The sequence below is a fragment of the Arcobacter cryaerophilus gv. crypticus genome, from assembly GCF_002993025.1.
In the GTDB taxonomy this organism is placed as follows: Bacteria; Campylobacterota; Campylobacteria; order Campylobacterales; family Arcobacteraceae; genus Aliarcobacter; species Aliarcobacter cryaerophilus_B.
This window is the reverse complement of sequence record NZ_NXGI01000056.1, coordinates 147,280-158,564: the sequence shown is the minus strand read 5'-3', so window position 1 is coordinate 158,564 and position 11,285 is coordinate 147,280. Positions and strand designations below refer to the sequence as shown.

13 protein-coding genes are annotated in these 11,285 nt (G+C 24.7%); all 13 read left to right on the top strand.

Annotation, left to right across the window (positions count from 1 at the left end; all coding sequences use genetic code 11):
* Nucleotides 1-133: 133 nt before the first annotated feature.
* The 13 genes from CJ670_RS10715 (at nucleotide 134) to CJ670_RS10655 (ending at nucleotide 11,284) form a co-directional block, all read left to right on the top strand.
* Nucleotides 134-541 carry a Fic family protein gene (locus CJ670_RS10715; protein WP_207763634.1) on the top strand — a complete coding sequence of 136 codons (408 nt, stop codon included), beginning with the start codon at nucleotides 134-136 and terminating at the stop codon, nucleotides 539-541.
* Nucleotides 542-610: 69 nt separating this feature from the next.
* Nucleotides 611-946: a hypothetical protein gene (locus CJ670_RS10710; protein WP_105939944.1), complete on the top strand. Its 336-nt coding sequence runs from the start codon at nucleotides 611-613 to the stop codon at nucleotides 944-946.
* 185 nt (nucleotides 947-1,131) lie between these two features.
* Nucleotides 1,132-2,607: a DUF2779 domain-containing protein gene (locus CJ670_RS10705; protein WP_105939943.1), complete on the top strand. Its 1,476-nt coding sequence runs from the start codon at nucleotides 1,132-1,134 to the stop codon at nucleotides 2,605-2,607.
* Complete coding sequence (locus CJ670_RS10700) at nucleotides 2,604-4,433, top strand: DUF262 domain-containing protein (RefSeq protein WP_105939942.1); 1,830 nt, start codon at nucleotides 2,604-2,606, stop codon at nucleotides 4,431-4,433. The genes CJ670_RS10705 and CJ670_RS10700 overlap by 4 nt, the downstream gene beginning before the upstream one ends.
* Nucleotides 4,423-6,525 (top strand): DUF262 domain-containing protein, encoded by a 2,103-nt coding sequence (locus CJ670_RS10695; RefSeq protein WP_165785218.1) that lies wholly within the window; start codon nucleotides 4,423-4,425, stop codon nucleotides 6,523-6,525. Before CJ670_RS10700 ends, CJ670_RS10695 begins: the two co-directional genes overlap by 11 nt.
* A 94-nt stretch (nucleotides 6,526-6,619) precedes the next feature.
* Entirely contained in the window at nucleotides 6,620-6,961 is a 342-nt protein-coding gene (locus CJ670_RS10690) for a PDZ domain-containing protein (RefSeq protein ID WP_105939940.1), read from the top strand.
* A gap of 53 nt (nucleotides 6,962-7,014) precedes the next feature.
* Nucleotides 7,015-7,950, top strand: coding sequence for a 5'-nucleotidase (locus tag CJ670_RS10685; protein WP_105939939.1), 936 nt, complete (start codon nucleotides 7,015-7,017; stop codon nucleotides 7,948-7,950).
* Nucleotides 7,951-8,196 carry a hypothetical protein gene (locus CJ670_RS10680; RefSeq protein ID WP_105939938.1) on the top strand — a complete coding sequence of 82 codons (246 nt, stop codon included), beginning with the start codon at nucleotides 7,951-7,953 and terminating at the stop codon, nucleotides 8,194-8,196.
* Nucleotides 8,193-8,636 carry a hypothetical protein gene (locus CJ670_RS10675; protein ID WP_105939937.1) on the top strand — a complete coding sequence of 148 codons (444 nt, stop codon included), beginning with the start codon at nucleotides 8,193-8,195 and terminating at the stop codon, nucleotides 8,634-8,636. Before CJ670_RS10680 ends, CJ670_RS10675 begins: the two co-directional genes overlap by 4 nt.
* A 93-nt stretch (nucleotides 8,637-8,729) precedes the next feature.
* Nucleotides 8,730-9,596, top strand: coding sequence for a M28 family peptidase (locus CJ670_RS10670; protein ID WP_105939936.1), 867 nt, complete (start codon nucleotides 8,730-8,732; stop codon nucleotides 9,594-9,596).
* Between the two features lie 71 nt (nucleotides 9,597-9,667).
* Nucleotides 9,668-9,976, top strand: a complete 309-nt coding sequence (locus CJ670_RS10665; RefSeq protein WP_105939935.1) for a hypothetical protein — start codon at nucleotides 9,668-9,670, stop codon at nucleotides 9,974-9,976.
* 65 nt (nucleotides 9,977-10,041) lie between these two features.
* The gene (locus CJ670_RS10660; RefSeq protein ID WP_105939934.1) at nucleotides 10,042-10,656 is read left to right on the top strand and encodes a hypothetical protein; all 615 of its coding nucleotides are present in this window, start codon (nucleotides 10,042-10,044) and stop codon (nucleotides 10,654-10,656) included.
* A 301-nt stretch (nucleotides 10,657-10,957) separates the two neighbouring features.
* Nucleotides 10,958-11,284: a plasmid mobilization protein gene (locus CJ670_RS10655; protein ID WP_105939933.1), complete on the top strand. Its 327-nt coding sequence runs from the start codon at nucleotides 10,958-10,960 to the stop codon at nucleotides 11,282-11,284.
* The last annotated feature ends 1 nt before the right edge of the window (nucleotide 11,285 follow it).

Sequence of the window (11,285 nt, the reverse complement as noted above, 5' to 3'; positions counted from 1 at the left end):
ATTAAGAGGTGGTTCAATGAGAGAATATTTAGCAAAAAAATAAAAACATTTGGCCACTTATGATATAATTTTGTAAGAATACTTTTTAACTCCTCAACTGGCCAAGTCTTTATGCGTTTGGGTGGCCAAATTCATGCGTCTCAACAGTTATTATAAAGCACTAGAATATACAACAGGATATATAAAAAAAGAGGATAATTTTTTAGATATTACTTTTTGGTGTGAGTGGTTCTTGCAAACTTTATATAAAGCCTTAATCGATGCAAAAGATAGATTAAATTTTATAATTATAAAAACAAAATTTTGGGATAAAAATAGAGATAAAAATTTAAATTCTAGACAAATAAAAGTTTTAAATTTTATACTTGATATTGGAATTGATAATTTTAAAGGAAATTTAACAAAGAAAAAATATATGTCAATCTCAAATAGCTCTTCAACAACAGCTTCAAGAGATTTAGCACAATTAATAGAATTAAACTGTATTAAACAAATTGAAGGAACTGCTGGAAGAAATATTTCTTATGAAATTAATATCTAAAATAAACTAAGACACTTTTTTGTCCAACTACTATATTAAACTATATTAAATAATTTGAGGAGAAAATAGATGAAAAGTTATATTGAAGTAAATGATGAGGATTATAAATATATCTTAGCTAAAGGTGGTAGGATTGAACGAATTTTATTAACTTTTAGTAAAGATGATATAGCGGATGTTGTTTTTAAACCAATCATGAATGATTTAAAACAAGCAAAAGGAGTATTGATTAATTTCATAATTCCAAATGAACATTTAAACATAGGTGATCTAGAAAAATTTATGATAAAAATTAATGAGATTGTACCAATAGATACAGTGATTATTTTTGGAGTATATTATGATGATTTAAAAGTTGAAACATTTAAATGTGATATGATAATTTCAGGACTTCCAGAAAATTAATTAAATAGAACCAAGTGTATTTTTAAATGATTCACTTTACTCAAAAGTTTTATATAAAAAAGCTAGTTTGGCTATTGATGAGATTGCAAAAGATATTAAGAGTATTTAAAATAAAAGTAGATAATAAATTAATAAAAGTTAAACACCATAATAGATAGAATAAAATCCAATTTTTAGGGGAAAGAATGAAACTATCAAAATCACTCTACACAAGAGCAATACAATGCCAAAAATCTCTTTGGCTAAAAAAACACAATAAAGATGTTTTAACACCACCAAATGCAGCAGCACAAGCTATTTTTCAAAATGGAAATGAAGTAGGAGATTTGGCTTGTAAACTATTTCCAAATGGTATTGAAATACCTTATCTTAATACAACTTTTCAAGATAAAATCACTCTTACACAAGAATATATAAATCAAGGGATTCAAAATATATATGAAGCTACATTTGAGTTTGATGGAATACTTATTATGATTGATATTTTAAATATCAAAGATAATAGTGTAATTATAAATGAAGTTAAAAGCTCAACACAAGTAAAAGATATATACTTACATGATGCCAGTATTCAATACTATGTTTTAAATGGCTTAGGATATGATGTAAAAAAGGTAAATATAATTCATATAAATAATGAGTATGTAAGAGATGAAGAGTTGGATATAAATCAACTATTTAGTATAGTTGATGTAACTTATGAAGTAAAAGAGCTACAAGCAAATATCAAAAATAATCTAGAGATGTTTAGAAAAACATTAGCTAAAGAAGATGAACCAAATATTGATATAGGAACTCATTGTAATGACCCATATGAGTGTGATGCCAAAAATTATTGCTGGTCGCATATTCCAAACTACTCTATATTTGATATTTCAAGATTAAAAAGTCAAAAGAAGTTTGAACTTTATAAAAATGGTATTTTAGAGTTCTCTCAAATAAAAGATATAAACTCTTTTTCAATATCTCAACAAATACAAATAGAATCAGAACGGCAAAACAGAACTATAATAAATAAAGAAGCCATAAAAGAGTTTGTAAATACTCTTACTTACCCAATATATCATCTTGATTTTGAAACATTCCAACAAGCAATTCCAGAGTTTAAAGGAGTAAGTCCATATTCTCAAATTCCTTTTCAATACTCTCTTCATATAGAACATGAAGATGGAAGACTTGAACATAAAGAGTTTTTAGCCAAAGATGGAGTTGATCCAAGAGAACAAATTACAAAAAGATTAGTTGAAGATATTCCTTCAAATGTAACAGTACTTGCATATAATATGGGATTTGAAAAAGGAGTTATACGAAAATTGGCAAATTTGTTTGAGCAATATTCTTATGGTTTGATGGCTATTCATGATAATTGTAAAGATTTGATGATTCCTTTTCAAAATAAAGATTACTATCATCCAAATATGAAAGGAAGTTACTCTATCAAATATGTACTTCCATCACTTGTTCCAGAGTTTGAAAATGCATATAAAGAGCTAGATTTAATTCATAATGGTGGAGAAGCTATGGAAGCTTTTGCGAACCTTTCAAAAATAGATGATGAAAAGCTAAAACAAAGATATAGAGATTCGCTTTTAGAGTATTGTAAACTTGATACTTTGGCGATGGTTAAAATTTTAGAGAAATTAAAGGAGTGTGTGAGATGAGTGAAATAGTAGAAAACCCAAAATTAAAATCTATTTATGAATTATTATGTAATGAAGAGGGAAAACCTGAAAGCTTTTTTATTCCATCTTATCAAAGAGGGTATAGATGGACAGAACAGCAAGTAAAAGAGTTATTAGAAGATATTTGGGAATTTGCTCAAGATGTAGAATCAAATAAAAATTCTGGTTTCTATTGTTTGCAACCAATAGTAATTAAAAAATCGAAAGAAGTTGATTTTACTTGGGATGTAATAGATGGTCAACAAAGATTAACAACAATTTATATTTTATTAAAATATTTTGAACAGCAAACAAAAACAAAACCATATAAAATTGGATATGAAACTAGAAAAAACAGTCAAGAATTCTTAAAAAATATAGATAATGTTCCTAATGAAAATAATATAGATTTTTTTCATATGAGTAAAACTTTTGCAACAATTGAGAAATGGTTTGAAGATAAAGATTTTGCAAATATAAATTTATTTCTTACTAGACTTTTACAAAAACCAAATATTGAGAATAATAATATTGATAAAGCCAAAAATATTAGAGTTATTTGGTATGAAATTGATGATACTAAAGTAGTAAATGAAGATAATAAATATAAAAATGATATAGAAATTTTTACAAGAATCAATATGGGAAAAATTCCGCTTACAAATGCAGAACTTATAAAAGCATTATTAATTCAAGGTTATGGAAATAATGACAATAAAAATAATAAGCAATTTGAGTTAGCTTCAGAGTGGGATTTTATAGAATATTCACTACAAAATGATGATTTTTGGTATTTTATAAATAAAGAAAAAAATGAAAAAGCTACTAGAATAGAGTTTATTTTTGAATTAATTGCTAAAAATTATTTGAAAGTTGTTGAAGAAAACTTTGCAAAAGAAATAGAAAAACATAAATCTATAGATAGATATTATGAGTTTCATATTATAAATCATTATTTACAAAATGATACTAGAGATGAAGATGAAAAGAAAAAAGAGACAATTTATGAAAAACTTTGGAAAGAAGTTAAAAACTATTTTAGAATTTTAAATGAGTGGTATGAAGATAGAGAATTTTTTCATAAAATAGGATTTTTAATTATCTATTCTAAAAAAACAATGTTTGATTTAATTGATGAATATACGAAAGAAAATAGCACTAAAAAAGAATTTAGAGATTTTTTAGATGATCAAATAAAAGAAATATTCAAAAATATTGAAATTGAAGATTTAAACTATGAAAAAGATGGAGAATCTATTAGAAAAGTATTGTTAATGTTCAATATAAACACTATTATTGAAAACAGAGAATCGAATTTAAGATTTCAATTTGATAGATATAAAAAACAAAATTGGGATATAGAACATATTCGCTCTCAAGCAGACAAATATCCAAAGAGTGACAAAGAAAAAGAAGAATGGGTAGATGATATTTTAAAACTTCCCAATATAGAAAAAACTAAAGATATTATCCTAAAAATGGATAAAAAAGAATTTAATGAATTTTTTGATGATATACAAAACAAAATTGAAGGAGAAGATAATGATTTTAATAAGCACTCTATTGGAAATTTAACTCTTTTAGATAATGCAACAAATAGAGGTTATGGTAATGCTTTTTTCCCAATTAAAAGAAAAACTATAATTGAAAATGATAAAAATGGTACATTTATTCCAATTTGTACAAAGAATCTATTTTTAAAATATTATTCAGAAAATGCGAATGATTTGCAAAAATGGACAAAACAAGATGCAGAAGATTATAAAAATACTATATTAAAAACTTTTAAAGAAATATTTAAAAATGAGGTTCAAAATGCAGAATAATAAATATACTTTTTGGAAACTACTTGATGAAAACTCAATTGAAATCCCAATTATTCAAAGAGATTATGCACAAGGAAGAGTAGATGAAAATAAAATTAGAGATAAATTTTTAGATGTTTTATATAATAAAATAGAAAATATTCATGAAACCGTAAATCTTGATTTTGTGTATGGAAGAATAATTGATAATAAACTTATTCCTCTTGATGGACAACAAAGATTAACAACACTCTTTTTATTACATTGGTATTTAGCTACAAAAGAAAATAAATTTGATGAAGCAAGTGAAAAATTACAAAAATTTACTTATGAAACAAGAGTTAGTTCACGAGAATTTTGTAAAGCTTTAACTACAAATCAAATAGATTTACTAGATATTGATAGTTTCGTTGATGAAGACAATAAAAAACTATCAAAATTAATAGAAGATAAAAATTGGTTTTTCAAATCATGGAAAAAAGACCCAACTATAAAATCTATGTTAAATATGATTGATTCAATTCATGAAAAATTTAAAAATACTGAAGACAATAACTTATTTGATAAATTAATTTGTGATGAGGACAATAAGAAAGCAATTACTTTTGATTTTTTACCTTTGAATGATTTTAATCTTACAGATGAACTTTACATAAAAATGAATGCTAGAGGGAAACCATTAACTGAGTTTGAAAATTTTAAATCAAATTTGGTAGAACTTTTTGAACCACAAACTGCTTCTAAGTTAGATAATGAATGGACTGATTTATTTTGGAGTTTTAAAGGTGATAAACCTAATGATGATGGATATTATTATATTGATGATAAATTTCTAAATTTTTTCAACAATTTTATTATAAATCTTGGGCTTACATCAGATAAACTGAACGAAAAAAAAGATTTAAAAGATATCTACATTATTGATATATTTAAAAATATTTTAAATGGAGAAGAAAATAGTAAAAACTTAAAAGATTTAATTAATACTCTTGATATCTTAAATGATTTAACTAAAAAAAAGATAACTATCCCGTATTTTAGAAGTTTTATTGAAAAGAATGATATTTCATATTGGGATAGAGCAAAATTTTATTCTTTAACAATGTATATAATAAGAAATCAAGATAATATAGATTTTGAAAGTACTAAATATAAGAATTGGGAAAGAATAACTAAAAATATAATTGACAATTATAATATTGATAAAATTGAGAAGTTCCAAGCTACTTTAAAATTGATAAATAAAATGAGTAATTATATTGACAGTTTATATGAATTTGTTGCAAGTGAAGAATTTTTAAATTTTGATTATGTTGGAAGTCATAGAAATTTGGAGTTTCAACAAAAAGAAGAACAATTAAAAGCAAAATTAATCGTTGATAATGCTGATTGGGAAAAAGTTATTTATGATTCAGAATTAGAAACAAGAGATACTTATTTAGATGGACATATTGGATTTTTAATCGAAATGGCTGGAAAAGAAATAGAAAAATTTAAACAATATTTTGAAAGATTTAGGAAAATATTTGTTGAAGATAAAGATAATTTATTTCAAAGAGGATTATTAACAAAAGGTGATTATTTACTTGGTAATATTGGAGATAAAAGAACATTTTGTTCTTATGAAAAAAATCAAAGGGCAAAAGATGATAATTGGAAACAAATTTTTCATTTTAAACCAGGTATTTTAGAAAACTTATTAGAAGATGATAGAGATTTAGAAGTGATAATTGATGAGTTTAATGATATAAATGATTGGAGATATGGTTTTATTAAATATCCTGAAGTTTTAAAATATTGCACAAAATATCTAATAATAATGAATTCTAATATAGATATTTTACTTTTAAGTAGTGTGAATAGGAATAGTACACACGCAGAATATTATACATATTGGCTTAAATTTGAGTTAGAAAAAGAATCAGGAAAAGAACTAGAATATAAATCTAGTTCTTCAACTGAAGATTATAAATATCTTGAAATTGATGAAAATCAAAAAGTTATATTTAAAGACGGAAAATGGTATTTGAATGAAGTTGAAGATGAGCATGAAATTTCTAGACCAAAAATTGAGAACAAAGAAATAAAATATGAATTTATTAAAAATAAATAGACATAAATATGTCTAAAAAAATATTTAAAATATAAATATAATCCCTGCTTAATGTAGCAAATTAATAAATATAATTTTATACAAGGAAATTAAAATGAATGCAAACTTTAAAGATGGTGTAATAAGAACTGGTAGTGGTTTAGGCAATGGTAATCCTCTAGGAAATATTAAAGACGGAGTAATAAGAACTGGTAGTAGCTTAGGCAATGGTAATCCTTTAGGAAATATTAAAGACGGAGTAATAAGAACTGGTAGTAGCTTAGGCAATGGCACACCATTAATAAATATTAAAGATGGCATAGTAAGAACAGGTGGGGCTTTAGGGAATGGAAAGCAAATTGGTAAAGTAAATGATTTCTCAATTATAGGAATGGAAAAACATACAGATTTAGAAAGAGTTGCTTGTTATCATTTTCTTGTTAAAAAAATTATATAAAAGAGTAATTTGTAAAATATATTTATAATTATTTTATATCAATAAGGTAAAAAATGGCATACAACTTAAACAATAAACTAGTAATTGCAATAAGCTCAAGAGCGTTGTTTGATTTAGAAGAAGAGAATCAAATATTTGAAAAAGATGGCTTAGATGCTTATTATAAATACCAATTAGAAAATGAAGATAAATCTTTGAAAAAAGGTACAGGTTATAGGCTTGTTGAAAATATCTTAAAAATAAATAGTTTCTTTTCTAGTGATGAAAGGCAAGTAGAGGTAATTATTCTATCAAAAAATAATGCAGCAACAAGTCTTAGAATTACAAATGCTATAAATGAATTAAAACTAGACATTTTAAGATCTGCTTGGACAAGTGGAACAAATATTTCAAACTATTTAAAAGCTTTTAAAGTTGATTTGTTTTTAAGTGCTGATGATAATGATGTATTAAATGCAATTGAAAATGGTGTTGCAGCTGCTAAAATATTACCTTCTAATGAAAATATAAATAATAGCTCAAATAATCAAGTAAGAATAGCTTTTGATGGTGATGCTGTTTTATTTAGTGAAGAATCAGAACTAATATATAAAAATCATGGATTAGATGCTTTTATAGAACATGAAAAATTAAATAAAGATAACCCACTTGAAATGGGACCTTTTGCAAAACTTCTTTTAACTATTGCAAAAATCCAAGCAAAATTTCCAACAGATAAATCTCCAATTAGAACTGCACTTGTAACAGCAAGATCTGCACCAACTCATGAAAGAGTTATTAAAACTTTTAATGTTTGGGGAGTTAGAGTTGATGAAGCATTTTTCTTAGGCGGAACAGATAAGTATGAAATACTAGAAGCCTTTGGAGCTGATATATTTTTTGATGATCAAGATGTACATCTAAATCTGTCTTCAAATGTAGTTCCTAGTGCAAAAGTTTTAAATAAAAATATTATCAGATACGAAAAAAATAAAATAATAGGAGATTAAATGGTAGGAGATTTTATAAAAAGTATATTTAGTTCAATTTTTGGTTTAGTAATGCTACCAATTTATTTGGGATTCTTTGCTGGATTATCGCTATTTATATATTTTAGTTTTACAAAAGATTTTGAAATACAAAATATTGTATTTACGCAAGCATATAGTGAAAAATATAAATTTAAAAATCCAAAATTACAAGATAGCTTTGAGTCTTGGCAAAGAAAAAAAATAAATAGTGGAGAGATAAAATGATGGAATTAGTTTTAAGAATTTTTAAATACTATGTAATATACTTTTTATTTATGTTTACACTGTTTTTCTGTATTGCTTATTTTTATTTTTCACCCTATTTTGCAGATAAAAAGCCTATTGCACTAAATGATAGTAATACTTATATTTTACTAAAAAAAGAAAATATTAAAATAAAAGACGAAAATGTAGTAAATTATATAGATGAGAAATTATCTTATTACAATAAATATGTAGAAAAACAAAAAGTTGAAGTTGATGAAACATTAGAAAAAAAGAGAGTTTTAGTGAAAAGTGGTATATCTTTTGATATTCATAAAGATTCTGATTGTTCAATTATTTATTTTATTAAATATGCTAATATACTTGATAAAACAGAGTGGGTAAAAGAGTACACAAAATTGCAAAAAAAAGAGATGCCAGAGTGTAATAATAGAACATAATATATTTTAAAAGCATATATAAAATTTATAATAAGACACAAAATTGTCCTTTTAAGTTTGTAAAATCATTTTATAAATATTAAAAGGATAAACATGTTAGAAACACTAAAATACTTAACTCAAATACAACCACCACGAAATTTTAAAAATATAAATTCTTTAAATAATATAGCTTCATATTTAGAAAATAGATTTAAAGATATTGGTTTAAAAACTTTTTTTCAAAATTTTATAGTAGATAAAAATGAATATAAAAATGTAATCGCAACTTTAAATCCACAATATGAAAAAAGATTGATTATAGGTGCTCACTATGATGTTTGTGGTAATTTTCAAGGTGCTGATGACAATGCAAGTGCAGTTGCTGGACTTATTCAAACAGCAAAACAACTTTATGAAATAAAAGATAATTTGCCGATTAGAATTGATTTTGTATGTTTTTCACTTGAAGAGCCACCATATTTTGGAACTGAAAATATGGGAAGTCATGTTTATGCTAAATATTTGTTTGATAATAAAATAGATGTAATAGGAATGATAAATTATGAAATGATAGGTTATTTTACAAATGAAAATGTAGATTTATCAAAATTATCAATGTTTATTACAAAAAAAGATGCTGATATTTCTAAAGGAAATTTTATAGCTATGGTTTGCGATGAACAATCACAAGATTTTATGAATAAATTTAATTTTGAAAATGTGGATAAAAAAATAGAGTATGTGGAAGCCATGATTCCAACACCAATAAATCAAATAACAGCATCTGATCATCTAAACTTTTGGAAGTTTGGATATAAAGCTATTATGGTTACTGATACAGCTTTTTTTAGAAACCCAAACTATCACACAATTAATGATACTTTAGAAACTTTGAATCTTGAAAAAATGCAATATGTTGTGGATTTGGTTGTAGAAAGTATTAAAAAAATGACAAAAAATAAAGACTTTTTTAATTAGACACAAATATGTCTTATTTCATGTTTATAATAATATCCCCGTTATAAATTTTAAAATAAAAGGTAGAATTTATGATAAAGCTAGAGTTGAGTGAAAAAGACATATTTAAGATTATGGCTGGTTCTATGGAAGATAGAGTTAATCTTCTCATTTCTGAATCAGTTATGAAAGAAATAGATTTAGAAACTATAAAAAAAATAGTTGAAAATGATATAAAAACAGTAGAGTTAATGGATAGATTATATCATGATAAATTAACTGAAGTCATTAAGTTGTTACAATTTATTGCTTATAATAGACATAAATCTAAATACAGTGAAGAGATAGCAACTTATGTTTTAGATAAATTATTTGAAATTATTTGTCTCGATTTCTTTTAATTAGACAAAAATTTGTCCTGTAGTTTGTTTATAATCACTTATAAACAAATCTACAAGGATAAAAAATGCTAAAAGATATGCTATTTCTTACAAAAAAAGTTTTTGATGAAGCTTTAATAAAAGAAGAAAATTTACCAGTTCCTAAAAAAGTTTATGATGTTTACAGAAATCTGGAAGAAGTTATAAGTGATGTAAAACTTGTAGCAAATCACTATTTAGCTTTAGATTTTTCTGAAGGTTATTTACAAGATTCATCTTGGGGACAGCCAGTTGATAAATGGAGAAAGTTTTTTAATATGGATTTGGAAGAGTTGAATGAATCTGTTAAAACATATCTACATAATCTTGCAAATTTAGGACATGGTGATTTTGGATTTGAAACATATGTTAATACAATTTATAGTGCAAAAACATATTATGCGTTTGTAAGAGATAATTATAGTGTAGGTTTTGTTGAACCTAAATGTACTTTTTTACATATACATAATTTAAAAATTGAACAAACTAAAATTGAATCATTTTATATTTCAGAACATAAAAAAATAGATTTATCAACTTTTGAAGCAAGAGTTAGTCTAAAAAATGAACTAAATGATATAAACACTCAGTTGCAAGATGAATTAAAAAAGTTAAAAAGATATATCAAAGATAGATATATCTTAGATGATTTGCTAAATTAATACAAAGGTAAAAAAATGATAGGAGATGTTTGGAACAATTTTATCTAATTCCTTCATCTTCTTGATATTACAAGCCCATATTTATTTTCTAATTGATAAAAAATTATTTATGAATTTCCCACACCCTAAGGGTGTGTTTAAATTCCGAATTTTTGTGAATACCTTTATAAGTAAGTTAAAAATATAAAAGGGTAAAAGGGCGAGGATACTCATTGTCAGCCGAAACTGAAAATGAGACCTCGTTAGGGATGATTCTCTCCCTAAAACCCAATGACTTACTTTTTAATAAAAGGAAGCAAAAATGCAAAACAAAGACCAAAAATATGACTCAAAATTCATAAGAAAAACTCTGCGATTTTCTTATGATGAATATGCAAAAGTTGAAGCTCAATTAACGACCTTAGGTGTTACTTTCACTCAATTTGCAAAACATGCAATTATCAATCATAAGATTACTATTCCAATCCAAATGGATTTGATTTATGAATTAAATCGAATTGGAAATAACCTAAATCAAATTGCAAAATCAATGCATACTATGCATACAAAGCATAAGGTTACTATGCTTACACAGCTTGTTGAAATTGAAAAGCAGTTGCAAAAACTGCAGTATAAACAAGAGATTTAAT

Excerpts from the sequence above, each read along its gene's own strand:
- CJ670_RS10690 (WP_105939940.1), top strand. The coding sequence starts at position 6,620 with ATGAATGCAAACTTTAAAGATGGTGTAATAAGAACTGGTAGTGGTTTA.
- CJ670_RS10700 (WP_105939942.1), top strand. The coding sequence starts at position 2,604 with ATGAGTGAAATAGTAGAAAACCCAAAATTAAAATCTATTTATGAATTA.
- CJ670_RS10695 (WP_165785218.1), top strand. The coding sequence starts at position 4,423 with ATGCAGAATAATAAATATACTTTTTGGAAACTACTTGATGAAAACTCA.
- CJ670_RS10705 (WP_105939943.1), top strand. The coding sequence starts at position 1,132 with ATGAAACTATCAAAATCACTCTACACAAGAGCAATACAATGCCAAAAA.
- CJ670_RS10655 (WP_105939933.1), top strand. The coding sequence starts at position 10,958 with ATGCAAAACAAAGACCAAAAATATGACTCAAAATTCATAAGAAAAACT.
- CJ670_RS10660 (WP_105939934.1), top strand. The coding sequence starts at position 10,042 with ATGCTAAAAGATATGCTATTTCTTACAAAAAAAGTTTTTGATGAAGCT.
- CJ670_RS10715 (WP_207763634.1), top strand. The coding sequence starts at position 134 with ATGCGTCTCAACAGTTATTATAAAGCACTAGAATATACAACAGGATAT.
- CJ670_RS10665 (WP_105939935.1), top strand. The coding sequence starts at position 9,668 with ATGATAAAGCTAGAGTTGAGTGAAAAAGACATATTTAAGATTATGGCT.
- CJ670_RS10710 (WP_105939944.1), top strand. The coding sequence starts at position 611 with ATGAAAAGTTATATTGAAGTAAATGATGAGGATTATAAATATATCTTA.
- CJ670_RS10670 (WP_105939936.1), top strand. The coding sequence starts at position 8,730 with ATGTTAGAAACACTAAAATACTTAACTCAAATACAACCACCACGAAAT.
- CJ670_RS10680 (WP_105939938.1), top strand. The coding sequence starts at position 7,951 with ATGGTAGGAGATTTTATAAAAAGTATATTTAGTTCAATTTTTGGTTTA.
- CJ670_RS10675 (WP_105939937.1), top strand. The coding sequence starts at position 8,193 with ATGATGGAATTAGTTTTAAGAATTTTTAAATACTATGTAATATACTTT.
- CJ670_RS10685 (WP_105939939.1), top strand. The coding sequence starts at position 7,015 with ATGGCATACAACTTAAACAATAAACTAGTAATTGCAATAAGCTCAAGA.